General features: G+C 45.4%; 19 protein-coding genes. 13 read left to right on the forward strand and 6 right to left on the reverse strand.

Annotation, left to right across the window (positions count from 1 at the left end; all coding sequences use genetic code 11):
* Positions 1 to 22 precede the first annotated feature (22 nt).
* A complete protein-coding gene (locus OLM34_RS01355; protein WP_264404836.1) occupies positions 23 to 1,495 on the reverse strand; it encodes a glycosyltransferase family 2 protein in 1,473 nt (490 codons plus the stop codon).
* A gap of 550 nt (positions 1,496 to 2,045) precedes the next feature.
* On the opposite strand from OLM34_RS01355, the gene OLM34_RS01360 reads away from it, so the two are divergent.
* The 6 genes from OLM34_RS01360 (at position 2,046) to OLM34_RS01385 (ending at position 9,024) form a co-directional block, all read left to right on the forward strand.
* Positions 2,046 to 3,494, forward strand: coding sequence for a tryptophanase (locus OLM34_RS01360; protein WP_264404700.1), 1,449 nt, complete (start codon positions 2,046 to 2,048; stop codon positions 3,492 to 3,494).
* Between the two features lie 177 nt (positions 3,495 to 3,671).
* Positions 3,672 to 4,184 carry an ECF transporter S component gene (locus tag OLM34_RS01365; RefSeq protein ID WP_264404702.1) on the forward strand — a complete coding sequence of 171 codons (513 nt, stop codon included), beginning with the start codon at positions 3,672 to 3,674 and terminating at the stop codon, positions 4,182 to 4,184.
* Between the two features lie 9 nt (positions 4,185 to 4,193).
* A complete protein-coding gene (locus OLM34_RS01370) occupies positions 4,194 to 4,595 on the forward strand; it encodes a phosphoribosyltransferase (RefSeq protein WP_264404704.1) in 402 nt (133 codons plus the stop codon).
* The gene (locus OLM34_RS01375) at positions 4,583 to 6,469 is read left to right on the forward strand and encodes a TonB-dependent receptor (RefSeq protein WP_264404705.1); all 1,887 of its coding nucleotides are present in this window, start codon (positions 4,583 to 4,585) and stop codon (positions 6,467 to 6,469) included. The genes OLM34_RS01370 and OLM34_RS01375 overlap by 13 nt, the downstream gene beginning before the upstream one ends.
* Before the next feature lie 52 nt (positions 6,470 to 6,521).
* The gene (locus OLM34_RS01380) at positions 6,522 to 7,460 is read left to right on the forward strand and encodes a DUF362 domain-containing protein (RefSeq protein WP_264404707.1); all 939 of its coding nucleotides are present in this window, start codon (positions 6,522 to 6,524) and stop codon (positions 7,458 to 7,460) included.
* A 13-nt stretch (positions 7,461 to 7,473) separates the two neighbouring features.
* Positions 7,474 to 9,024, forward strand: a complete 1,551-nt coding sequence (locus OLM34_RS01385; protein ID WP_264404837.1) for a 4Fe-4S binding protein — start codon at positions 7,474 to 7,476, stop codon at positions 9,022 to 9,024.
* Positions 9,025 to 9,272: 248 nt separating this feature from the next.
* Here OLM34_RS01385 and OLM34_RS01390 read toward each other — a convergent pair whose 3' ends face one another.
* From OLM34_RS01390 to OLM34_RS01400, 3 genes are all read right to left on the reverse strand, one after another.
* Positions 9,273 to 10,496: an isocitrate dehydrogenase (NADP(+)) gene (locus OLM34_RS01390; RefSeq protein WP_264404709.1), complete on the reverse strand. Its 1,224-nt coding sequence runs from the start codon at positions 10,494 to 10,496 to the stop codon at positions 9,273 to 9,275.
* 73 nt (positions 10,497 to 10,569) lie between these two features.
* On the reverse strand, positions 10,570 to 11,931 hold the full coding sequence (locus OLM34_RS01395; RefSeq protein ID WP_264404838.1) for a citrate/2-methylcitrate synthase: 1,362 nt from the start codon (positions 11,929 to 11,931) through the stop codon (positions 10,570 to 10,572).
* A 60-nt stretch (positions 11,932 to 11,991) separates the two neighbouring features.
* Positions 11,992 to 14,241 (reverse strand): aconitate hydratase, encoded by a 2,250-nt coding sequence (locus OLM34_RS01400; protein ID WP_264404711.1) that lies wholly within the window; start codon positions 14,239 to 14,241, stop codon positions 11,992 to 11,994.
* Between the two features lie 296 nt (positions 14,242 to 14,537).
* On the opposite strand from OLM34_RS01400, the gene OLM34_RS01405 reads away from it, so the two are divergent.
* The 3 genes from OLM34_RS01405 to OLM34_RS01415 all read left to right on the forward strand — a co-directional run bounded on the left by OLM34_RS01405 (position 14,538) and on the right by OLM34_RS01415 (position 19,961).
* Positions 14,538 to 16,547: an OPT family oligopeptide transporter gene (locus OLM34_RS01405; protein ID WP_264404712.1), complete on the forward strand. Its 2,010-nt coding sequence runs from the start codon at positions 14,538 to 14,540 to the stop codon at positions 16,545 to 16,547.
* 100 nt (positions 16,548 to 16,647) lie between these two features.
* Positions 16,648 to 18,858 carry a GH92 family glycosyl hydrolase gene (locus tag OLM34_RS01410; RefSeq protein ID WP_264404713.1) on the forward strand — a complete coding sequence of 737 codons (2,211 nt, stop codon included), beginning with the start codon at positions 16,648 to 16,650 and terminating at the stop codon, positions 18,856 to 18,858.
* 62 nt (positions 18,859 to 18,920) lie between these two features.
* Positions 18,921 to 19,961 (forward strand): glycoside hydrolase family 53 protein, encoded by a 1,041-nt coding sequence (locus tag OLM34_RS01415; protein ID WP_264404715.1) that lies wholly within the window; start codon positions 18,921 to 18,923, stop codon positions 19,959 to 19,961.
* 12 nt (positions 19,962 to 19,973) lie between these two features.
* Here the strand turns inward: OLM34_RS01415 and OLM34_RS01420 are convergent, their stop codons facing one another.
* Positions 19,974 to 20,873 (reverse strand): cation diffusion facilitator family transporter, encoded by a 900-nt coding sequence (locus tag OLM34_RS01420; protein ID WP_264404717.1) that lies wholly within the window; start codon positions 20,871 to 20,873, stop codon positions 19,974 to 19,976.
* A gap of 66 nt (positions 20,874 to 20,939) precedes the next feature.
* On the opposite strand from OLM34_RS01420, the gene OLM34_RS01425 reads away from it, so the two are divergent.
* From OLM34_RS01425 to aspS, 4 genes are all read left to right on the forward strand, one after another.
* Entirely contained in the window at positions 20,940 to 22,202 is a 1,263-nt protein-coding gene (locus tag OLM34_RS01425; protein ID WP_264404719.1) for a glutamate-5-semialdehyde dehydrogenase, read from the forward strand.
* A 16-nt stretch (positions 22,203 to 22,218) separates the two neighbouring features.
* Positions 22,219 to 22,980 carry a glutamate 5-kinase gene (gene proB, locus OLM34_RS01430; RefSeq protein ID WP_264404721.1) on the forward strand — a complete coding sequence of 254 codons (762 nt, stop codon included), beginning with the start codon at positions 22,219 to 22,221 and terminating at the stop codon, positions 22,978 to 22,980.
* A gap of 1 nt (position 22,981) precedes the next feature.
* Positions 22,982 to 23,758, forward strand: a complete 777-nt coding sequence (locus OLM34_RS01435) for a pyrroline-5-carboxylate reductase family protein (protein ID WP_264404723.1) — start codon at positions 22,982 to 22,984, stop codon at positions 23,756 to 23,758.
* A gap of 109 nt (positions 23,759 to 23,867) precedes the next feature.
* Positions 23,868 to 25,619: an aspartate--tRNA ligase gene (aspS, locus tag OLM34_RS01440; protein ID WP_264404725.1), complete on the forward strand. Its 1,752-nt coding sequence runs from the start codon at positions 23,868 to 23,870 to the stop codon at positions 25,617 to 25,619.
* A gap of 19 nt (positions 25,620 to 25,638) precedes the next feature.
* Here the strand turns inward: aspS and OLM34_RS01445 are convergent, their stop codons facing one another.
* Positions 25,639 to 26,775 carry a glycoside hydrolase family 76 protein gene (locus tag OLM34_RS01445; RefSeq protein WP_264404726.1) on the reverse strand — a complete coding sequence of 379 codons (1,137 nt, stop codon included), beginning with the start codon at positions 26,773 to 26,775 and terminating at the stop codon, positions 25,639 to 25,641.
* Positions 26,776 to 26,845 lie beyond the last annotated feature (70 nt).

The raw sequence follows: 26,845 nt of genomic DNA on the forward strand, positions 1-26,845 counted from the left end.
TTGAGATGTGTGTGACGTAATTTCAGTCAAGTGTGCGCCCGGCATTCATCTGCTTTCTGGCCAGCAACTCCCACGTTCGAATACGATCCTTGTAGAGATTGTTGGCATTCATTTTTTCGATATTGAGCGCAGCATCGCTATTCCCTTCCCAACGTCGACAATAGTACAAGACATCATAAATACGTCCGATACGGTAGCGGCGCGAAATGTTCAGCCCCACTGCATAATCCTCTCCATACCCGGTATTCGGTAGTTTTATTTTGCGAAGCAGCGGCGTATAAAAAGCTCTCGGAGCACCCAAGCCGTTAATTCGCAGCGCATTGTTGTGCCCGTTTTCCGGAGTCCATTCCCGGTGATCGATGATTCCCGGAGGAATCATCTGCATGTTGAAATCGGTGATCATATACGTACCCACCACCATGGCACAATTTTGTTCATAAAAAGCATCGACGATTTTCCGTAACGTATCTTCTCCGCTATACACATCGTCGCTGTCGAGCTGTACAGCAAACTTTCCACACTGTTCATGATGCACCGCAAGGTTCCAACACCCGCCGATGCTGAGGTCGTCACGGTCGGGAATAAGATGGATAAGGCGTTTATCGTCTTTCCATTCATCGATAGCTTCTGTAGTGCCATCGGTCGAATGATTATCGACCACAATGAGGTTGAATTTAAAATCGGCCTTCTGCATCAATACCGACCGGATGGCATCGCGAATGGTTCGTATGCGATTGCGTACGGGAATAATGACGGATGCTTCGCATTCAAAATAATCCTTGTCGAACCTCATTTTTTCGAACCTGGGCTCCAAAAACGCTCCCACCTCTTTCAAATGTTGTGTGCAGGCCTGTTCCATTTCGATCTGCACAGCGCGGTTTTTGGGATCCACATAATCGAAAAGTTTTTCTCCCGATTTACGGGTATCTTGCTCAATTTCCGTATAAAGGTATTCATTGATATGCACAATAGGGTGTTTTTGCGAAACTTTCAGTCGAAGGTCATATAACCCGGCAAACCGGTACGATTCGTTTTCCTGGTTTTCTACCGCCTTTTTCCATGCAATGGCATTGAAGACCATCAACGAACCGAAATCGAAATCGTCACGCAGGCTTCCCTCCTGATAATCGATCACCGGATGCGGCTTTTTCATGCCGTCTATTACCCTGTAATGATCGGCATATACCATCCCTGCCCGACTATCCTCGGCAATACGAAGCATGCGCTCCAAGCCGAAATACCCCAATCGAAGTACGGTCGGTTTCAGATAAATCAAGGTGTAGTCGGCAGTGGAGTTGCGAGCAATTTCCTTCATTGTTTTTGTGCTTTGCAAGGCATCGATGCAGAGTTTTTCACAGCCGCCGATGGTTTCATCCGTGTTTTTATCGGTCAACAAAAAAATTTTATGAACTAAACCCGATTGCTTCAGCTCCTCAACCGTCTGATTGGTCTGTTCGACGTTCGAAAACAAAATAAATGCATTTATTTTTTTCATTTCTCCCATCACCGTAGCGTTTATAAATCATTTAACTAAAAAACAAAGATATACTAATTTATTTAATGAAACAAAAAAAGAAGTTGATAGTTTTTTGCTTCTTTTCTGCTTCTTTTCTGCATTTCCTTCGCTCCTTCTTCGCTCTTTGTTCGCTCCAAGGCAGGGACAACAGCTCCAAATTCCACAGGTTGATGATACCTGAAACCCGCATGTACACTACATAAACCGCACGATTGTCATGCAGACTCGACGCAACCCTGATGCAAGCATGGAGCGAGGATGGTACGGCCTTGGTGCGAGGAAGGTGTCTATTCCTGTGTCGTGTCCTGAAATAATTTTACGGTGAATGTAAACAAAAATCAGGACGATACAACTTTTTTTGTTGCGCGGTCTTGGAAATAGTTGGCTTTTCATATACTTTTGCGATTTAGTATTTGGATTTACCGGTAATCAGCTTGCTTAAAATCGCATTTTTCGAGAAAACCAAGCACAAATACGGGTAAGTTCGATTCAAAAGAATGCTAAAACAGAATGAAGAAAATTAAATTTTATGGAAGAAATCAAATTTTATTACGGAGAGAATATTCCTTTAGAGTTACACAAAGTAAGAGTGGTACAAAAATTACATTTGGTACCCATCGAGAGAAGGCTTAAAGCGTTGGAAGAGGGTGGATTCAACACCTTCCGGCTCACCACCAAGGATGTTTTCCTGGACATGTTGACCGACAGTGGAACCAATGCAATGAGCGATAACCAGATAGCCGCAATGATGCAGGCTGACGATGCTTACGCAGGATCGCAAAGTTTTTTCAAGCTGCAAAAGGCCGTTGAAGATGTTCTCGGCAAAAAATATTTTCTGCCGGTTCACCAGGGCAGGGCTGCCGAGAATATTCTCTGCCATGCTTACATTCGCAAGGGAAACCTTATTCCCATGAATTATCATTTTACAACAACCATGGCGCACATTACGCAATACGGGGGAAGGGTTACCGAATTGTTGTACGACGAAGGCTTCAACGTAGATTCGGATTACCCTTTTAAGGGAAATATGCATATCGAGAAGTTGGAGGAGACCATAAAAACCCATGGAGCCGAAAATATCCCGTTCATTCGCGTGGAGGCTTCTACCAACCTGATTGGAGGCCAACCGTTCTCCATCCAAAACTTGAGAGAAGTAAGGGCTATTGCCGACAAATATAACATTCGACTTGTGCTGGATGCGAGTTTGTTGGGCGAAAATGCCTATCTGATCCATCTTCGTGAAGAGGAGTTTAAAAATTGTTCTCTCGGGGAGATCATCAAAACAATGACCGATTTGGCCGATATCGTTTACTTTTCTGCCCGAAAATTAAGCTCTTCACGAGGTGGAGGAATATGTACAAATGACCATGAGATCTACCGTGAACTGGAACCACTTATACCGCTTTTCGAGGGATTTCTTACCTATGGAGGAATTTCCGTACGTGAGATCGAAGCCATGGCTGTGGGGTTATATGAAACCCTCGATGAAACGATGATTCGTCAAAGTCCCGATTTCATCGCTTATCTTGTTAAATCCCTCGATGACCATGGTGTGCCTATGGTTAAACCCGCGGGTGTGTTGGGCGCACACGTTAATGCGATGGAGATATGCAAACATATCCCGCAAAACGAATATCCGGCCGGTGCACTTGCTGCTGCGCTGTTTCTGGTTTCGGGAATAAGGGGAATGGAAAGGGGTACGCTTTCGAATCAGCGGGATGAGGATGGTAATGAAACCCTTGCCAATATGGAGCTGGTGCGGCTGGCTGTTCCGCGACGCGTATTTACGCTTTCGCAAATTAAATATGTTGTTGACCGGATGACTTGGCTGTATGAAAACCGGGAGCTTATCGGTGGATTACGCTTTGTATATGAACCTCCTGTACTTCGCTTCTTTATGGGTGGCCTGGAGCCTGTGAGCGATTGGCCGCAAAAGCTTATGGCAAAATTTAAAGCGGATTTCGGGGATAGCTTATAAATTTCATCGGGGAAGGGGATAATTATTGGCGTGGCGTAGCAATGACAGGATACATGGCAAATGATCCCTTATTAAATAAAAATAACAACCTATTCTGCATAAATATGGCAAAATATTTATAGCTTTGTTTATCGACAAAAGAGAAAATCAAAAATAATTCCATTAAAACGTATCCCTATGGAAACAACAAAACTTTATTCGCTTAACCTCAGCAATATAAAGACCTATCTTTTTGCGGGGCTTTTCCTGTTGGGAAATTTGCTTCTACCGCAATTGGCACACCTCGTTCCCAACGGCGGATTGATCTTCCTTCCCATCTATTTCTTCACGCTGATTGCCGCGTATAAATACGGTATGTATGTAGGATTGCTTACCGCCGTTTTATCGCCGCTGGCCAACAGTTTGCTATTCGGCATGCCTGTCGCTGCCATGCTTCCGGCTATCATGACAAAGTCGGTTATCCTGGCCATTGCAGCCGCACTGGCAGCAAAACATTTCGGCAAAATATCGATAGTGGGAATCCTGTTGGCCATTCTTGCTTATCAGGTTATCGGTACGGGACTGGAATGGGCCATGACGGGGAGCTTTTTTGTTGCCGTGCAGGATTTCAGGATGGGTGTTCCGGGCATGCTGATTCAGCTTTTCGGCGGCTATGCTGTATTGAAAGCGTTGGCTAAAGCCAAAGCATAACCACGCCACATGCCGGTAGAAAAGTCATTTGAAGAAATATTACAGCGGTTTCGCGAAATCGAATTTCACGAAACGTTCGATATGATTGTTGCCATAGCCAATGGGGGAATCATCCCGGCCGCTATCCTCAATCAGCTATTGAATATCGACATTCAACTGTTGAAAATCAACCTCCGCGATCCCCAACAGAAGCCGAAATACGATCGGCCGAAACTTGTTTCGCCTATCGATTTCGAATACCAAGGAAAAAAAATTCTTTTGGTGGAAGATCGCATCAAAACAGGGGCGACTGTACAATTCGCCATCGATCTTTTACATGATGCCGGGCAAATAAAAACCTTTGCGGTAAACGGAAAGGCCGATTATTCGCTATATGACGAACCCTGTTTCAGATTTCCATGGTTGCTGTAAAAAAAATCGCGCTATACATAGGTATCTGTTTGGGGGCAGTTGTTCCGCTTTTTGCCGATGAGAATAATGTAACCGATACGATCCGGCTGGAAGAAGTGGTGGTAACGGCCACCATGACCAAGGTGAACCTGCGAAACGTTCCCATGAGTGTTTCCGTGGTATCGGCAGCAGAAATCGAAAACCGGCTGCAGCCTTCGCTGCTGCCCTTGCTTGCCGAGGAAGTTCCCGGACTTTTTATCTCGCAACGGGGAGTGATGGGGTACGGCGTGGCAGAAGGTGCGGCGGGAAGCATGAACATCCGGGGAATCGGCGGAGCACCCACGACGGGTGTATTGATCCTGATCGACGGTAATCCGCAATATATGGGACTGATGGGGCATCCGCTTGCCGACAGCTATCAATCGATGATGACCGAACGGGTTGAGGTGGTGCGCGGTCCTGCTTCGGTGCTCTACGGTTCCAATGCAATGGGAGGTGTGATCAACATCATTACCAAAAAACAGCGGGAAGACGGTTGGCATCATTCCGTTCAAACCCAATACGGAAGTTACCAAACGCTTTCGGCCGAACTGTCGAGCGGATGGAAAAAGAACCGATTTCACGCCAATGCCAATGTCGGGTACAATCGTTCCGACGGACATCGCAAAAACATGGATGTTGAGCAATGGAGCGGTTATGGAAAAGCGGGATACGACTTTTCGACGAATTGGTCATCGTTCATCGATCTGAATATCTCGAACACCAACGCATCGAATCCCGGAACGCTTTCTTCGCCCATCAACGACAACGATGCCGATATTACGAGAGGAATGACCTCGCTGGTTGTTGAAAATGCATACGATCGCACATCGGGCAGCTTGAAATTTTTCTATAATTTCGGTTCGCACACCATCGACGACGGCTATGCCGCCGGAGCGGAGCCAAAAACGTATCGGTTTCGTTCAACCGATCATATGTTGGGGTTTACGGTTGCTCAATCGTATGTTTTCTTCCCCGGCAACACTACTACGGCAGGTTTCGACTACAAACGATTGGGAGGGAAAGCGTGGAACCGGTATCTTGACGATACCCCCGATGTGCCGCTGGCCGATATCCGCCTAAACACGGTTGCCGGTTATGTGAATGTACAGCAACAGGTTTTAGACAACCGCCTGACACTCAACGCCGGCATCCGCCGGGATCATCACGAGATCAACGGTTGGGAATGGATTCCGCAAGCCGGTGTAAGTTTCACGGCTTCGGCTACCACGGTGTTGAAAGCCATCGTCAGCAAAGGATACCGAAATCCCACGATTCGTGAGATGTACATGTTTCCGCCACAGAACCCCGATCTCAAGCCCGAACGGCTTGTCAATTACGAAATATCGGTGTTGCAGACCTTGTTAAACAACAAAATCAATATGGGATTGAACGTGTATTACATCGAAGGGGACAACCTGATACAGGTGGAACCGGTGAACGGAAAGCCGCGGAATGTCAATACCGGAAAAATCGAAAATAAAGGGATGGAAATCACCGCAAGTTATCAGGCAACAAATCATCTCCGGTTCTCGGCCAATTACAGTTTGCTGGACATGACCTACAAAATACGTATGGCACCCGAACACAAGCTCTACATCAGCGGAAACTATACCAAAAACCGATGGAGCATTGCATCCGGGATCCAATACATCGGGAATCTGTACACGCAAACGTCACCCCAACCGGTAAAAGAAAGTTTCACCTTGTGGAATGCCCGAATCAACTATCGGGTTTTAAACGACTTGACTTTCTTTTTGAGAGGCGAAAATTTGCTCGGAGAATCCTACGAAATCATGGCAGGATACCCCATGCCCGGTACAACCGTATTTGGAGGTGTCCGGCTGAATTTTTAAACAAAGAACACTACTTTATTCGTAAATTATTTTATTATTAATCGATACAACTATGGATAGACGAAATTTTCTAAAAGCCATAGCACTGAGCGGCGCAACCTTGACCACCATTAAGGATGCGGAAGCGATGAGCATTCTCACGCAATCTTTCCAAACAACCCAGGCAGCCAAATACGATTTGGTAGCCGTGATGGGAGGCGAACCGGAAGTGATGTTCCGCAAAGCCATCACCGAAATGGGAGGAATGAAAAACTTCATAAACAAAGGCGACAAAGTATGCGTAAAACCCAATATCGGATGGGATCAACCTCCCGAAATGGGAGCCGATACCAACCCCAAACTTGTAGCCGAAATCATCAAACAATGTTTCGATGCAGGAGCAAGAGAGGTTGTCGTGTTTGATCATCCATGCGACGAGTGGCGCAGATGTTATACCAACAGCGGCATAGAAGCAGCCGCTAAAGCTGCAGGGGCCAAAGTGGTGCCCGCCCATCAGGAATCGTATTACAAGGAAGTTTCCGTTCCGAAAGGGAAAAACCTGAAGTCGGCAAAAATTCACGAAGCCATTGTGGACAGTGACAAATGGATCAATGTTCCCTGTCTGAAGAATCATGGTGGCGCACAACTCACTATTTCCATGAAAAATTATATGGGAATTGTGTGGGATAGGGGTTATTTCCATGCTCACGATTTGCAGCAATGTATTGCCGATATCTGTGCATACGAAAAACGACCCGTGTTGAACGTGGTAGATGCCTACCGAATCATGAAGACCAATGGACCGAGAGGAAAATCGCCTTCGGATGTGGTACTCGCCAAAGGGCTTTTCATATCGCAAGATATCGTTGCCGTAGATACGGCTGCCGCCAATTTCTTCAACCAGGTTCGCGAAATGCCGATTGAAAAAGTCAAACACATTGCCAATGCTCAGGCGCTGGGATTGGGAACGATGAACCTCGACAGTCTGAAAATCAAAAGAATCAAGATATAAATAAGAGGGCATGATGCTGAAAAAAATCCGGGTTATCGTATCTCTCGTGTTAGTTTCGCTGATTACCCTTTATTTCCTCGATTTCAGGGGATTTCTGCCTCAGCGTTTCAGCTTCCTGGCCGAGATACAATTTATCCCTGCCGTATTGGCACTCAATGTGGGCATCATCGTTGCACTGGTGATGCTTACGCTGATATTCGGGCGGATCTATTGTTCCTCTGTTTGTCCAATGGGAATATACCAGGACGTGGTGGCAGGGTTGTCGAAAAAATTCACGAAAAAGAAACGATACACCTACAGTAAAGCCAAAACCGTGCTCCGTTGGAGTGTATTGGCTGCCGTAGTGATTACTTTTCTTTTCGGCTTTACCTTCCTGCTTGGCTTACTCGACCCCTATGGAGCCTACGGACGAATGGTTACCCATCTTTTCCGCCCGGCCTATCTGGCGGGAAACAATGTACTCGAAGCTATATTTACCTCCTTCGGCAACTATACCTTCTATAAAGTTGCGATATACGGATTGGGGCTGTTTTCCACGATTATTGCACTTATCACCTTAGCGGGAATCGGCCTTCTGGCGTGGCGCAACGGCCGAACCTATTGCAATACCCTCTGTCCTGTAGGAACTGTTCTGGGTTTTTTGAGCAGATTCTCATTCTTTAAAATACAATTTAAAGACGACAAATGCAACTCGTGCGGTCTGTGCACCATGAAATGCAAAGCATCGTGTTTGGATGCCAAAAACAAAAAAATAGATTACAGTCGCTGCGTCACCTGTTTCAACTGCATAGAAAGTTGCAATCGCGATGCCATAAAGTACGCTCCCGTTCTCCCGCGCAGGAAAAGAATAGTGAATCCTATGCCGGCATATTCGTACGACAAACCCGCCAAATCGGTCGATTCATCCAAAAGACGGTTTCTTTCGGCAACAGTGTTAACCGCCATTGCCGCAGGTAATCTGATTGCTCAGGAAACAGCAGGCAAGCTGCTTCCCAAAAAAGAGCTCAAACGTCAAACACCGATTGCTCCTCCGGGTGCTATCGATTTCGATCACTTGCGGGAAAAATGCATATCCTGTCATCTGTGCGTAAGCAAATGTCCATCGCACGTCATAAAACCGGCATTTTTGGAATACGGCTTAGGCGGGATGATGCAGCCGCTTTTGTATTTCGATCACGGCTTCTGCAATTACGATTGCACGATTTGCGGCGATGTATGCCCTACCGGCGCACTCAAACCGTTGACTGTTGAGGAAAAACACCAAACCCAAATGGGTCAGGTGCATTTCATTCTCGAAAACTGCATCGTTTATTACGATGAGACAAGTTGCGGTGCCTGCTCCGAACATTGTCCGACGCAAGCCGTGAGTATGGTGCCTTACAAAGGTGCGCTCACCATACCACATATCGAACCCTCTATTTGCGTAGGTTGCGGCGGATGCGAATCAATCTGCCCGGCTATTCCGTATAAGGCTATTTATGTGGAAGGACTGGAAACGCAAAACAGAATCGAGATCAAAGAAGAAAAAGCGGAAGAAATCGAAATCGAAGGCTTCGGCTTCTAACTCGGAATTCATCGAAAGAAGGATTCATAGAGACCAATTGAACCCGTTTGAGGCAAACGAGACAAAAAGCGGTGTATCACATTGTAATAAGGCAAACGACACAAAAGGAGGCTGCATCAATATAAAAAATAAGCCGCCGAGAATTAAATTTTGAAATTGTCCTCTGATAAGGAGTACAAATGCAAAGAGGGCAAAAACACAATGTGATACACCCTCTTTTTAAATCGTTTAACGATCTTGTGCGGAATTTATTCCAATTTCTTTTCAAGGTTGATTTTCAGCGTATTCAAAAACTCTTGCGTATTCAGATAGTTATCACGGGTCAACCGGTTACCGTAAACCAGCAAGGCAAGATCCTTGGTCATTTTCCCGCTTTCGACGGTTTCGATGCAGACGCGTTCCAATTTTTCACAAAAATCGATCAATGCCGGATTATTATCGAGTTTGCCGCGATGAGCCAACCCGCGCGTCCATGCAAAAATAGAAGCAATGGGATTGGTTGAAGTTTCTTTTCCCTGTTGGTATAAACGGTAATGACGGGTTACCGTGCCGTGAGCAGCCTCTGCTTCCACCGTTCTGCCGTCGGGTGTTATCAACACGGAAGACATCATACCCAGCGAACCGAAACCTTGAGCTACGGCATCCGACTGCACATCGCCATCGTAATTCTTACATGCCCACACAAATCCGCCATTCCATTTAAGCGACGAAGCCACCATATCGTCAATCAAGCGGTGCTCGTAGGTTATGCCCGCTTTCTCGAACGCGTTTTTGAATTCTTTTTCGTAAACTTCTTGAAAAATATCCTTGAATCGTCCGTCATACGCTTTGAGAATGGTGTTTTTGGTGGAAAGATACAACGGGTATTTTTTGTTCAGTGCCATTTGAAACGAAGAACGGGCAAACCCGTAGATCGATTCGTCGGTATTGTACATGGTCATAGCCACACCGTCGCCGTCGAAACGATACACTTCCCAGCTTTGCGTTTCGCCGTTGTCGGACGTAAAGGTCATGCTCAGTGTGCCTTTTCCCTTAATCACCTTATCGGTAGCCTTATATTGATCGCCAAATGCATGACGACCGATCACGATAGGCTTTGTCCATCCCGGCACATACCGTGGGATATTGGAACATATGATGGGTTCGCGAAACACTGTTCCCCCGACGATATTCCGGATGGTTCCGTTGGGCGATTTCCACATCTTTTTTAATCCGAACTCCCTTACACGCGCTTCATCGGGAGTGATGGTGGCACATTTGATACCTACATTGTATTGCTTAATCGCTTCGGCTGCCTCTATTGTTACCCGATCATCGGTTGCATCGCGATGCTGAATACTGAGATCAAAATATTTTATATTCAAATCGAGATAAGGCAAAATGAGCTGTTGCTTAATGAACGCCCAGATGATGCGCGCCATCTCGTCGCCATCCATTTCCACTACGGGATTTTCTACTTTAATTTTCTTCATTCTATATTAATCGGTCTTCTATAAACTATATCAAGCGGTCTTCTATAAAAATAATCGCATTGCACCCTTACGTTTATCGCTCATGAATAGGAACATAAGGCTGTGTTTCGAGCACATTCTTATACGCCGGGCGGATAATACGTTTGCTGCTGAAATTCAATTCCTCGATGCGATGGGCACTCCAACCCACAATGCGGGCCATGGCAAACAAGGGGGTGAAAACTTCACTCGGCAAGCCGATAGCATCGTACACAAATCCCGAATAAAAATCCACGTTGACGCACACTTGTTTAGCGCTTTTTGCATGAGACCCCTTATAATCCATAAATATCTTGACGGCACGCTCTTCGATACGTTTCATAAATTCGAATTCCTCCTCGCGATGCTTTTCTTTTGCCAGCTGTTCGGCCATTTCTTTGAGCAACTGTGCACGGGGATCGCTAATGGTATATACTGCATGCCCAATGCCGTAAATCAATCCATTGCGATCGTACGCCTCTTTATTCAGGATCTTCAGCAGATAAGCATCGATTTCGTCGGTATCTTTCCAATCGCTGATATTCTTCTTCATATCGTCGAGCATCCCTTTCACCTTGATATTAGCACCACCGTGCAATGGACCTTTCAACGAACCAATTCCGGCCGCGATAGCCGAATAGGTATCGGTTTCGGTAGAACTCACCACACGCACCGAAAAAGTAGAGTTGTTTCCTCCGCCGTGTTCGGCGTGAAGGATCAACGCCAAATCGAGTATTTTCACCTCCAGATCGGTATAAGCATCCTTTCCTTTCATCATGAAAAGAAAATTTTCGGCCACCGAACGATCTTCGTAAGGATGGCGGATATGCAGAGAGCGCGCCAACTGATTGTGTCGCAACACCTGATAAGCATAAGCAATGATGGTTGGAAATTTTGCAATCAGATTGATGGATTGACGAATGAGATTGTCGGGAGAAATATCGTCGGGATTTTCGTCATACGTATACAATTCAAGAACGCTTCGCGCCAGAATATTCATGATGTTTTTCCCTTGCAGAGAAAGAATATTCATGGTAGCTTTGTGTTCCAAGGGCATGGTTTTCATGATGATTTCACGAAAAGTTTCCAACTCGCTTTTGTTTGGAAGCACCCCGGATAGAATCAAATAGGCCGTTTCCTCGAATCCCGGCCGATTTTCTCGCTGAACCCCATGTACCAAGTCTTCCACATCCATTCCCCGATAATACAACTTTCCCGGAATCGGTTTGAGTGTGCCGTCCGGCTGTTTCTCGTAGCCGACCACATCGCCGATACGGGTAAGGCCAACCAAAACACCCGATCCGTCTTCATTGCGCAATCCACGCTTGACGTTCATTTGGGCGAACAATTCCTTATTGATATCGGTTGTCTTTTTTATAGATTCCGACAGTTTATAAATCAAATATTTATCTTCTATGAAATTAATTCTTTCGTCGGTATTCATTTTTGTTTGTTTTTTATCTGTTAACTTAACCGTTTATCGCGCATTAAGTGCGCTTCCCGCTTCAAACCACTCGATTTGCTGAGCATTGTAGGAATGCGCTGCTTCGAAGACTTCTTTCGTACCATCGGCATGAAGAAGTTGAACCGTGAGATTTTTCCCCGGCGCAAATTCCTTTAATCCGAGAATGCTTATTTTATCTCTTTCCTGCACCTTATCGTAATCCTCCTTATTGACAAAAGTCAGTGCCAGTACCCCTTGTTTTTTGAGATTGGTTTCGTGAATGCGGGCGAATGATTTGACAATAATGGCCTTCACATTCAAATGGCGAGGTTCCATCGCTGCATGTTCACGGCTTGAACCTTCGCCATAATTTTCTTCTGCAACCACAACCGATCCGATACCTTTCGCATTGAATTTGCGTGCCAATACCGGTACCGGCACATATTCCAATGTCTCGGGATCGAGCACGGAATTGGTTTGATTATTGAAAGCATTTACCGCCCCGATAAACAAATTGTCGGAAATATTGTCGAGATGGCCGCGAAAACGAAGCCAGGGACCTGCCATGGAAATATGGTCGGTAGTACATTTTCCTTTTATCTTGATGAGTAACGGCAAATCGATGAAATCTTCCCCATCCCATGCCGGGAAAGGTTCGAGTTTTTGCAATCGTTGCGAATGCGGATCGATATGTATTTCCACACTGCTTCCATCGGGTGAAGGAGCTACATACCCCAAATTTTTCACTTCAAAGCCGTGCGGAGGAATTTCGTAACCGACCGGTTCGGCAAGTTTCACCTGATCACCCTGCTCGTTTTCGAGCGTGTCGGTAAGCGGATTGAAACAAAGGTCGCCGGCAATGGTAAGAGCAGCCACCAGTTCAGGCGAAGCCACAAAAGCATGGGTATTGGGATTGCCGTCGTTACGTTTGGCAAAATTGCGATTAAACGACGTAACGATGGAATTGGGTCGATCGGTTTTTTCATCCGACCGTTTCCACTGACCGATACACGGGCCACAAGCATTGGCCATGATTACGGCTCCGGCTTCTTCGAATTCACGCAAGATACCATCCCGTTCGGCCGTATAACGTACCTGTTCCGAACCCGGATTAATGATGAACTGTGCTTTTACAGTCAATCCTTTATTTCGTGCATCGCGAACAACGGATGCTGCGCGCGAGAGATCTTCGTAGGATGAATTGGTACACGACCCGATCAACCCGGCTTCGATTTTCTTCGGGTAGTTATTTTTTTTCACCACTTCGGCAAATTCCGACACCGGATGAGCGGCGTCGGGCGTGAAAGGACCATTAATATACGGTTCCAGTTCGGAAAGATCGATTTCGATTACCTGATCGTAATAAGCTGACGGATTCTCTATCACTTCCGGATCGGGACGCAAATATTCCCTTATGCGGCGTGCCTCGTCGGCAACCTCTTTGCGACCGGTGATTTCGAGATAAAGCGCCGTTTTTTCGTCGAAGGGAAAAATAGACGTCGTTGCCCCTACTTCGGCACCCATGTTGCAGATGGTTCCTCTTCCGGTTGCCGACAATGTTTCGGCTCCTTCGCCAAAATATTCGATCACCGCATTTGTGGCTCCTTTAACCGTCAATATACCGGCCAATTTCAGGATCACATCCTTTGGAGCAGCCCAACCCGACAATCTGCCGGTGAGCTTCACGCCGATAAGCTTGGGCATTCTCAATTCCCAGGGCAATCCGGCCATCACATCCACGGCATCGGCACCACCCACGCCAATGGCTATCATTCCCAATCCACCGGCAGTAGGGGTATGCGAATCGGTTCCCACCATCATTCCGCCGGGGAAAGCATAATTTTCGAACACCACCTGATGAATGATACCTGCTCCGGGTTCCCAAAATCCGATGCCGTATTTATTGGAAACGGCACGCAAAAAATCGTACACCTCCTTGTTGGTTATTTTCGCGGTCTGCAAATCCTCTGCAGCATTTTTATATGCCTGTATCAGGTGGTCACAATGAACCGTTGAAGGCACAGCAACCCTTTCGCGACCGGAATTCATCAGTTGCAAAAGCGCCATTTGTGCCGTAGCATCTTGCATTGCCACCCGATCGGGTGAAAAATTGACATAATCGATGCCCCTTTTGTAATCTTTTATCGGCATATCGTCCGCCAAATGCGAAAATAAAATCTTTTCGGTGAGCGTCAACGGACGTTTTAACTCGCTTTTAACCTGCTGTATCTTGTGAGGGAGATCCGAATAGATTTTTCGAATCATATCTAAGTCGAAAACCATAATAATGAATTGATATTTAAGCTTGATTTCGGCTCCGTAATTAAGCCATGTAACAACTGAAAGAAAAAAATGTTCGTCAGTAACCGAATAACCATCAGGTGACTAAAATTCACCGGAAACAAAGGTATTTATTTTCCCCAAAAAACAGGAAGTTTTCGACATAAAATAGCGAATCATTCGCAGATTTTAATAATATTTTGTATTTTCGTCGCTGAATTTTACATCAAAACAATAAAGAACAGAAAAATAATTTACCTTTTTTCCTTTGTATATCAATTATTTAATAACATTAAAAAATGGAATTTGAAGAAGAAAAGATTAAAGGATTACCGGAGAACGCCATGCGCGAATTAAAACCGGGTGAAACGTATGAACCGCTATTATCGCCCGACAAAATCTATCCTGAAGTGAATGCTCGCTCCGTTTCACTGGGAGTAGTGATGGCTGTTCTTTTTTCGGCTGCCGCAGCCTATTTGGGATTGAAAGTAGGGCAAGTATTTGAAGCAGCCATTCCCATCGCCATCATCGCCGTGGGACTGTCAGGTGCTTCAAAACGAAAAAATGCCTTGGGCGAAAACGTGATTATCCAATCTATCGGTGCCAGTTCGGGCGTAATAGTTGCCGGTGCTATTTTTACCCTCCCGGCACTTTATATCCTTCAGGTAAAATATCCTGAAATCACGGTCAATTTCATGCAAGTATTCCTGAGTTCCTTGCTGGGAGGTATACTCGGTATTCTTTTTTTGATTCCTTTTCGAAAATATTTCGTATCCGATATGCACGGCAAATATCCGTTTCCCGAAGCCACTGCTACCACACAGGTACTGGTGTCGGGGGAAAAAGGCGGGAATCAGGCCAAACCCCTGATAATGGCCGGACTGATCGGCGGAATTTATGATTTCGTGGTTTCTACTTTCGGTGGATGGGCAGAAGTTTTCACTTCACGCGTCACCCTTGCCGGTGCAGCTCTCGCCAACCAAGCAAAGATCGTGTTCAAGCTCAATGTCGGTGCAGCCGTCTTGGGATTGGGTTATATCGTCGGATTGAAATATGCGGCGATCATTACCATCGGTTCGGCACTGGTATGGTTTGTGATTGTGCCGCTTCTTCCATGGGCAAGCGACGCCCTGGCAACCACATTGAACCCTGCTTTTACAGGATCTATTGCGGCACTCCCGCCGGAAGAAATCTTTTCTACATTTGCACGCCACATCGGCATCGGCGGCATCGCGATGGCCGGGATCATCGGCATCATCAAATCGTGGGATATTATTAAAGGAGCAGTCGGATTGGCTGCTAATGAAATGAGAGGTAAAGGGGTGAAAATGGACGGAAAGGTAAAACGCACAGAACTTGATATCCCGATGAAAATCATTTCAATAGGGACGATTATTGCGTTGATTGCCACTTTTGTTTTCTTTTATTTCGGCGTTGTCCACAACCTGCTTCATGCCGTTATAGCCATCCTTGTTGTTGCCATCATCGCTTTCCTTTTCACCACAGTGGCTGCCAATGCCATCGCCATCGTGGGCACCAACCCCGTATCGGGCATGACCCTGATGACGCTGATTCTGGCATCGGTTATTCTGGTGGCCGTAGGACTGAAAGGTACATCGGGAATGGTGGCTGCAATGGTTATCGGCGGAGTGGTTTGTACGGCATTGTCCATGGCCGGCGGTTTCATTACCGATCTAAAAATCGGTTACTGGATCGGCTCCACACCCAAGAAGCAGGAAACCTGGAAGTTTCTCGGCACGTTAGTTTCAGCTGCCACGGTGGGAGGAGTAATCATGATCTTAAACAAAACCTACGGTTTTACCGGAGAAGGAGCGCTGGTTGCTCCTCAGGCCAACGCAATGGCAGCAGTAATCGATCCATTAATGTCGGGAACCGGAGCCCCGTGGATTCTCTATGGCATCGGGGCCTTGATTGCCATTGTTCTGACGATATTCAAGATTCCGGCACTGGCATTCGCCTTAGGCATGTTCATTCCTTTCGAACTGAATATTCCTTTATTGATCGGCGGCTTCATCAGCCGGTATGTCTCTTCCCGAAGCAACGATCAGGCGCTAAACATCGCTCGAAAAGAAAAGGGCACACTGTTGGCATCGGGATTTATTGCAGGTGGCGCCTTGATGGGCGTAGTGAGTGCAGCCATCAAATTTGCCGGTGTAGATCTCAAAAACAGCGCCTGGGCAGAAAGTAGCGGTGCACAAGTATTGGCGTTGGGCATGTATATCCTCTTGTGCATTTATCTGGTTCGGGATTCCATGCGGATTTCGAATCAATCTGCTGCAAAAAAATAGACCAATGTGGAACAGTTCAACTCAACATAAACAATTTAGCGGTTTATTTTCTATCTTTGCGGGAGGCACTGCGTTTGTTAAGACATAAAAACCTCATGATATGAAAAAAGTATCTTTATTTATTTTAGTATTCAGCTCCATCCTTGTTGGATGTACTCAAAAGCAAAAGGAACAGTCCATTACGGAAGGACCCGACTATACGCAGTATGTTGATCCATTCATCGGAACAGCCTTCACCGGTCACACCTTTCCCGGAGCAACCTATCCGTTGGGCATGATTCAGGCAGGTCCCGAAACCGGCAACTACTCATGGGAATATTGTGCCGGATACGTCTATGGCGATTCGCTCATCAACGGCTTTTCACAAACCCGATTAAACGGTACAGGCTGCATCGATCTCGGCGATTTGCTTATCCAACCTTTTTCAGGCAATAAACGCGAAGATTTGCGGAGCAAATACGATTTGGTAAGCGAGGACGCTTCTCCGGGTTATTATACGGTAAAATTAACCGACAACGACGTGCATGTAGAGATTACTGCCGCTCCGCACGTGGCTTTCCATAAATATACGTTTGGCAAAGGTAAAGCTGCCAACATATTGGCCGACTTCCAAAGCGGACTGGTATGGACGGAAGATCGGATACATACGCATGTACTCGAAAATGAAGTAAAATTCGAGAACGACAAAACGATTTCGGGCTATACCCGTCGCAAAGAATGGGTTGAGCGCGTGTATTACTTCGTGATCACATTCGATAAACCCATCGTTGCAAAAGAAGAACTCCCCAAACGTGATTCACGCGAAAAAGCTCCACGTTATATACTTACCTTTGATATGAAAAACGACACAACGCTCAACATGAAGATTGCCTTGTCTTCAGCGAGTGTGGAAGGTGCAAAAGCAAATCTGAAAGCCGAAGTTCCGGGATGGGATTTCGATACTGTTCGGCGAAATGCAAAAAACGAATGGAACACCTATTTTTCCCGCATTCAAATTGAGGGAACGGATGCCCAAAAGAACAATTTTTATACTGCCGTTTATCATTTGTTTATTCAGCCCAACAACATTGCCGACGTTGACGGCAAATATATCGGCCCCAAAAAGGAAGTATCGCAATCGTCGGGCGGAAAGTTTTATTCGACCTGGTCGCAATGGGACATTTTCCGTGCAGCCTATCCGTTGTACACCATCATCAGTCCGGAATTGATTCCCGATTTTGTGAATTCGATGCTCGATTACAGCGAACAACAATGGCATCTGCCCATCTGGGCATTGTGGGGACAAGAAACCTACACCATGATTGCCAATCATTCGGTTCCGATGATTGTGGATGCTTATCTGAAAGGATTTGAAGGATTTGATCCGGAGCGCGCGTATAACGAAGTAAAAAAATCGCTTACGCTGAATCATCCGAAATCCGACTGGACAATATATGATAAATACGGCTATTATCCTTTCGATTTGGTAACGGTAGAATCGGTTTCGCGCACGTTGGAATCGGGATTCGATGATTATTGTGCCGGTTTGATGGCCGAGAAACTCGGGAAAGAAAGGGATACCAAATTTTTCCGAAAACGTGCCGAATACTATAAGAACCTGTTCGACCCTTCCACAAACTATATGCGGGGACGCGACAGCAAAGGAAACTGGCGCACGCCATTCGATCCGTTTGAACTGGCACACGGCGATTCAAGTGTAGGTGGCGATTATACCGAAGGAAACGCCGCCCAATATACCTGGCATGTGCTTCAGGATATTCCCGGACTGCTGGCTTTGATGGGCGATAACAAGAAAGCTGCAGAACGGCTGGATTCACTATTCTTTACCACGGAAAAATCGAAAAATGCGCTTTCCGATGTAACGGGACTGATCGGACAATATGCTCACGGCAACGAGCCCAGTCATCATATTGCCTATCTTTATACCTATTTGGGTCAACCGTACAAAACGCAAGAACTGGTTCGCCAAATTTGCACCGATTTCTACAAGAATCTGCCCGACGGGTTGATTGGAAACGACGATTGCGGACAAATGTCGGCCTGGTATATTTTCTCTTCGCTCGGTTTTTATCCGGTTAATCCGGTAAGCGGAGAGTTTGTGATCGGCGCTCCACAAATTCCGGCAGCCAAAATCGATGTCAGTAACGGGAAAGTATTTTCCATGGAAGCTAAAAATATTTCGGAGGACAATAAGTATGTAGAAAAAATCGAGCTAAACGGTAAACCCTACGCAAAACAAACCATAAGCTACAAAGACATTATGGATGGTGCTTCCCTGGTATTTTATATGACCAACCAACCCCAAAAATAACATCTCAACTTAACTCATCCGACAGCTTATGGTTGTTGGATGAGTATTTATCTTAAAAAACAATGAAAAAATATTTCCTACTCATCCCGCTCATTTTATTCGGCTTTTCCTGTCAAAGCAAGTCGCAAGACAACACCAAGACACCTCCGAGACAGGATTTTGCCAAGGGAGCCGATATCAGCTGGTTACCTCAAATGGAAGCAAGCGGATATACGTTTTACAACGACAACGGGGAAGCCGAAGATTGTTTTAAGATTCTCAAAGACCACGGAATCAATTCCATTCGGCTGCGCACATGGGTGAATCCTTCGGATGATCCGTTCAGCGGTCATTGCAGCAAAGAAGAAACCGTAGCGATGGCCAAACGGGCAAAAGATTGGGGAATGCGTGTGATGATTGATTTCCATTACAGCGACAGTTGGGCTGATCCCTCCAAACAACGCAAGCCCAAAGCTTGGGAAGGACTCGATTTCGACCAACTCAAAAAAGCCTTATACGACTATACGTTTGATGTCATGACGGCATTAAAAGAAGCCGGCGTAACGCCTGAATGGGTACAATTGGGCAACGAAATCCCTACCGGAATGATCTATCCCGAAGGGCATACTGATAATTGGCCTCAACTGGCACAACTGATCAATGCCGGCTACGATGCCGTTAAGGCTGTGAGCCCGCAAACCAAAATCATACTGCATGTTGATCAGGGAAACAACAACGAACGGTTTCGCCAATGGTTCGACAATGCCGAAAAATACGGTGCGAAATATGATATCATCGGCATGTCGTACTATCCCTACTGGCTCGAAGGGAAACCCGATTATACCGAAACCATAGAAGATCTTGGGCACAACCTCATCGATATGGCACAACGTTACAACAAAGAAGTAATGGTGGTAGAAGTAGGTGGTGAAGACGATAAACCGGAGAATACTTACAACATGCTGAAAGCCGTTATTCAAAAAGTGAAGGAGGTACCCGACAATAAAGGACTAGGGGTTTTTTATTGGGAACCCGAAGGTGCACGTTCGTGGAGTCGTTACCCCCTAAACGCATGGGGAGCCGACGGAAGGCCAACCAAAGCGCTGGATGCTTTTTTGGACTGATATTCACCTTTCTCAGCAACATTCCTCCATCTCGCAATTTTCACCCGAAATTTCAAATTCGATGGTGGAATGTTGCACTTTCATTGCTTGCATTTTTTCACGAATTTTGTTTTTCAACATGTGCAATTTATCCATCGGCAGCGCCTGTTTCAAAACCACATGAACCGTCATGACATTATATTCTCCATCCTCTGACCACAGATGCAAATCGTGAACGCTGTCCACATCTTCCAATGCCAATATTTCTTTTTTGATTTCGTCGATTTTTATGTCGATAGGAGCTCCCTGTAAAATAATATGCAAACTCTCCTTGATATTACTATATACGTGAAACAACACATAAAGGGTTATGGCGATAGACAAAATAGGATCGAGAACCGGAACATCCACAAAATACATCACCAAAGCCCCAATGAGGATTGCTGCCCAACCGAGTACATCTTCCAGCAAGTGAAGCGAGATTACCCGCTCATTGAGCGAATGGCCACGTTTAAGTCTGAGCACCGCCGCACCATTAATAACAATACCCGCTATTGCCAACATCAACATTCCTCCCGAATCGGGTTGTTCCGGATGAAACAACCGCGGAACCGCATTAAACAGAATCACGACACTTCCCACAACCAAAATAAGCGAATTGATAATGGCTCCAAGAAGTGAAAACCGCTTGTATCCATAAGTATATTCTTCATCACGCCCTTTTTTCGCCAACCGCTGAAAATACCACGACAATCCTACGGAAAAGCTATCGCCCAAATCATGCACGGCATCCGAAAGAATAGCCATACTGTTGGTCAAAAACCCCCCGACAAATTCGATTATGGTAAAAAAAAGATTGAGAAAAAATGCTACCCGTATGTTTTCTTCACTATCGTTATAATGCGTATGATGAGTCATGAATTTATCGTTCATTATTTTACTACCTATAACACCTATCAAAAAACAAAAGTTCGCTGCAATCAAAAAGTTATATTTTACATGATTATCATCTCTTTTGGCAATAAATTGCTACCTTTGCAGCACAAATTAACATTATATTATTCCAACGCTATGTTGCAAACTTCAAAGAAAAACAGCGTACTCACTTCGTTGGCTGATCTGTTACGCCAAAGTCGGACACAAATCATCGAGGCCAATCATCGAGACATGGCCGAGTATCCCGATATGGATGAATCGATGAAAGACCGCTTAAAAGTAGATGAGAAAAAAATTGAAGGCATGATCTGTTCACTTACGCAAGTTGCAGGTCTGAACGATCCTGAAGGAAAAATCCTTTACGCTTTCACCCGTGAAGACGGGATGCAAATCGAAAACCGCACTGTTCCTTTCGGGACCATCCTCATCATCTACGAATCACGTCCCGATGTCACTGTTGAAGCAGCTGCAACGGCTTTTAAGGCGGGAAACCGAATTTTGCTGAAAGGCGGGAAAGAGTCGTATCACACCAATGCTTTCTTGACACAACTTTGGCAGCAGGCACTGGAGAAAAACGGCATCGACAGCCATTATATTCAATATCTCCACTTGACCCATGAAGAAACGCAACGACTGATTAAGGAAAATACGCACAACGTGGATCTGATAATTCCTCGCGGCGGAGAGAATCTGATTCGGTTTGTAAAAGAAAACAGCACCATTCCCATGATTATCAGTGGACGGGGGAATAATTTTCTTTATGTAGACAAAAAATGCGATTTTGACATGGCTGTACGCATCATCCTCAACGGGAAAAAACGTATCAGCGTTTGCAATGCACTGGACAAAGTGTTGATTGATGAGAATCTGCCAAACATTCAAGATAAAATTGCCCAACTTGTATCTGCCTTAAAAAACAAGGGAATTGAGGTGTTGGGTAATTCATCCGTTTGTAGCTTAAATTCGGAAATAACCGAAAACAACGATAAAAAGGTGCTTGGTGAAGAATTTCTTGCACCTAAAATCTATCTCACCCTCGTGCCCGATATTACAGCAGCTATACGGTTAATCAATACCTATTCGGGAAAACATTCGGCAACGATTGTCACCAACGAATTCTCACAGGCAAATCGTTTTATGCAGGAGGTGGATTGTGCGGCCGTTTACCACAATGCCTCCACGCGGTTTACCGACGGCGGCGAATTTGGCTTGGGAGCTGAAATTGCCATCAGCACACAAAAACTGCATTTCCGCGGTCCCATCGGCGCCGAACAGCTGGTGACCAACAAATGGTTTGTTTACGGAAACGGCCATATTCGCGAATAAATTGATCGAACTCTATATGAAAAAAAAATTAATCATAAAAATAGGAACATCTACCCTCACGGCAGGAACAAACCGTATATCGTTTGCCGTCATTGAAAATCTCGCCAGGCAAATCGTAAAACTCAAAGACGAATTCGATATTGTTATTGTTTCTTCCGGCGCTATTGCAACAGCCCGCCAATTTGTGGAAATCAAAGGTTACAACAAACACGTAGATTCCAAGCAGGCGATGGCAGCCATAGGACAAACGCGGCTCATGGAAGTGTACGATTCTGTTTTCAGCAGTTTCGGATTGAATATTGCACAGATTCTGCTGACCTACCGCGATTTTGAAAATCCGACGGCTAAAGAAAACACCAAAAATACGATTTATAAGCTCTGGAAAGCCGATTACATTCCCATCGTAAACGAAAACGATACCGTTTCCATCGAAGAAATTGTATTGGGCGATAACGACAAACTTTCGGCACTGGTTGCCGTAATACTGAATGCCGATCTGCTGATTCTCGTATCGGATATCGACGGTATCTTCAATCGTAATCCACATCTTCATCCCGATGCCGAACTCATTACACAAGTTTCTGACCTGGATTCCATCAAAGCGTGCATCGAAGAAAAAGAATCCACGCTGGGAACAGGTGGCATGTCGTCCAAAATTCATGCAGCGGAAATCTGTATGGAGAGTGGCGTAGAAATGTGGATTGTAAACGGCCAACGCCCCAATTACCTTATCAACGCATTAAGCGGCACGATTCCTTACACTAAATTCAAAAAATAAAATGAACTACGGATTTATCGGTTTTGGTCATCTGGCTACAGCCATTTATCAGGGTCTTAAAAACGAGAAAGACATCCATTTTGCCTATTTTGACCCAATGAGGAAAAATGTTGAACTTCCCTTTCTTCAACCGGAAGAGTTGACAGCTTTTGCCGATGTCATCTTTTTAACCGTCAAGCCACAGGATGTGGTGAGCGTTTTAGAACAACTCCGCCCGCTTCGGCGAGAAGGTAAAATCATCGTTTCGCCGGTTGCCGGAAAAAGCATCGCCTTTATCGAAAATTATCTCGGTAAAGATCAACCCATTGTGCGCATCATGCCCAACCTGGCCATTGCCTACAAAAAATCGGTAACGGCATTTGCCACGCACCATCCGAATAATGAGAACGTAAACGAAATCTACCGGGTGCTGACAAAACTGGGGAAGGTGGTTAAAATCGATGAAAACCATTTCGATTTGTTTACTTCTGTATTCGGCAGCGGCCCTGCCTTCATTCTGGCTTTCCTCAACGTTTTCAGAAACAAAATACGCGAATTTAACCTTCCGGAGTCTGAAATCGACGAATTATTGGTGCAACTGACGGAAGGCACGTTGAGCTATTTTTCCGAAAATCATTCCCGTTGCAGCATCGAGGAACTCATCCGCAACGTCACCAGCAAAGGCGGAACCACAGAAGCCGGGTTGAACTATTTTTACGAACATCAAATGGATAGGCTGATCGAGGGAGTACTGGAAGCTGCCAAAAACCGATCCATCGAAATGAGCAAAATGAGCTAAACAAACTAACGGATTTTTCGATAAAGGGAATCTTTAAGGGTCGTTGTGCAAATTGAAAATTATCATGTAAATTTGCACTTTTAAATGAAAAAAGCAAAAGATTGAAAATATGTACAGAAACAGAACATGCGGAGAATTAAACCTGTCGAATGTAAATGAAGAAGTTACATTGGCAGGATGGGTGCACAAAATCCGTAAAATGGGTGGAATAACGTTTATCGACCTGCGCGACCGATACGGCATTACCCAATTGTCGTTTAATGAGGAAGTCAACCCCGATCTTTTTGAAAAAGCCAACAAATTGGGACGCGAGTGGGTGATTCAGGTTACGGGCAGAGTAACGGAGCGTTCCTCTAAAAATCCTCATCTTCCTACCGGAGATATCGAGATCATTGTTTCGGAACTCAATGTACTGAATCCTTCGGATATCCCCCCTTTCACTATCGAAGACGAAACGGATGGAGGCGATGATGTGCGTATGAAATACCGCTACCTCGATCTGCGCCGCAACACGGTGCGTAAAAATCTGGAACTTCGTCACCGCATGGCACTCGAGACCCGTCGATACCTGGACGAAAGGCATTTCCTTGAAGTGGAAACGCCGGCTCTCATTGCCTCGACACCCGAAGGTGCACGCGATTTCATTGTGCCTTCACGCATGAACCCGGGTGAATTCTATGCCCTTCCGCAATCGCCACAGCTGCTCAAACAGCTGCTCATGGTTGCCGGATTCGACCGCTATTTCCAAATCGTGAAATGTTTTCGTGACGAAGACCTCCGGGCCGACCGCCAACCCGAATTTACACAAATCGATTGCGAGATGTCTTTTGTTCATCGCGACGATATTTTAAACATGTTTGAAGGGCTGACCAAACATTTGTTTAAAACCATCAAAGGCATCGAACTCCCCGATTTCCCGAGAATGAGTTACGCCGATGCCATGAAATATTACGGATCGGATAAACCCGATATCCGTTTCGATATGAAACTGGTGGAGATCAAAGATTTGACAGAAGGTCACGGTTTTGGTATTTTCGACGCATCGGAATATGTGGGAGCCATCTGCGTTGAAGGTTGTGCTAATTACACCCGCAAGCAGTTGGACGAACTGACCGATTTTGTGAAACGTCCGCAAATCGGAGCGAAGGGCTTGATTTATGTGCGGTATAACGAAGACGGCACCATCAAATCGTCCGTTGACAAGTTTTACACTGAAGACGATCTGAAAAAATGGCTGGAACGGTGTCAGGCCAAGCCCGGCGATTTGCTCTTGCTGTTAAGCGGGGAAACGGAGAAAACACAGAAACAACTGTCGGAACTTCGGTTGGAAATGGGGTCCCGCTTGGGATTACGGAACAAATTTGACTACCAATGTCTGTGGGTTGTCGATTTCCCGTTATTGGAAAAAGACGAAGAACTGAATCGTTTTTTTGCCAAACACCATCCCTTTACCTCTCCCAAACCCGAAGATATTCCCTTGCTCGACACCAATCCCGCTGCCGTTCGAGCTAACGCCTACGATATTGTAATCAATGGTGTGGAAGTTGGCGGCGGATCGATCCGTATACACGACAGCCAATTGCAGAAAAAAATGTTCTCCGTGCTCGGATTTACCGAAGAACGGGCACAACAGCAATTCGGATTCCTTATGAATGCTTTCCGATACGGAGCACCTCCTCACGGAGGAATAGCTTTTGGCCTGGATAGGTTCGTATCGTTGTTTGCCGGTTTGGACAGCATACGCGACTGCATCGCCTTCCCTAAAAACAATATGGGGCGCGACGTCATGCTGAATGCTCCCGCTCCTGTTGAACAAGAACAATTGGACGAACTGGGAATCATGCTGAAACCCAAAAAATAACCCTTTTTATTTCAATCGCTCAAAACATTTCCTCTTTTTCCAGCAACGCGGCAGCTTCAATGAGCATACAGCCGCTGAGCTGTGTAGGCAAATCGGTTACATCGCCGGGGTTGGTTTTCCAATACGTTCCGAAGAGTAATCGTTGTTTGTCCGTTCCATATCTCCATAGGGTTTCTGCATTGAATTTTAAGAAGGTAACGTATCTTGTCCGATCTACACTACTGATATCGGGATTCAGTATCAGTTGAGTAAAATAACGAACAAAAATACCTTTAAACAACCCACCATCACCATTGCCCTCGTCTTTAAGCAAACCATCGTTGCTATCAATCAGGTTGGTCAACGTATAATCGGCTGCTTTCATGGCATCGTTAAGGTAATCTTTTTCGCCTGTTATTTTATAAAGTTCAAGAGCCGCTCCCAGGAATGTTCCCTGATTATACGTAAATATCCATTTTTTTTGAATATAGCCCGTACGACTGTCGATATGGTCATAAACGGCACCGTTGGCAGGATTGAAAAGGGTTTCCTTTTCCCATTCATAAATTTTTAGTGCCCATTCCTTATCGCTTTCATTGCCGAACAGTTGATATAATCGTGATGCCAAAATTGAGGCAGGACCATTGGAGCACGCATTTTTGCTATAGGGTTGATCTTTTTTCCAGGCGATTCCTCCACCTGCATTTTCATTCCAACCCGTTTTTATATCTTCCCATACTTCCAAAGCCGCCGTCTTGAACTTTTCATCCCCCGTTGTCTGATACGCTCTCAGCATAGCAAGGGCATTCCACTCCATATCGTCATAAAAGATATTGAAAAAGGTGTTGCCGTTTTTTCTTTTCACCCCATCATACCAATCGTTGATGGTTGTTTTATAAAGGTTATCTCTTGTACGCAAATAAGCATCAATCATCACATCAAGTGCATGCGCCTGCGGCCAATAATGAAAATCTTTCAACCCGAGATTGTTGTAATTGAAATAATGCTCATCCGCATTCCAAAACAAATGGATAAGAGCTGAACTGCTGCTGTCCGCTGCCGCATTCCAATTGATCCGGTATTCCCGATGCGTTTCCGATAGCAATTTGTCATCAGCGCATGCCTGACACCACAATGAATAAAAAAAGAAAAAAAGTAAGGGGTAATATTTTACCATAACTAGTAAAAAAATTGTTTAGTTATCATTTTCGAAAACAAATTTATAAAAATTCTCAACATTTTACACC

The organism is Anaerorudis cellulosivorans, assembly GCF_025943985.1.
GTDB lineage: Bacteria > Bacteroidota > Bacteroidia > Bacteroidales > Dysgonomonadaceae > Anaerorudis > Anaerorudis cellulosivorans.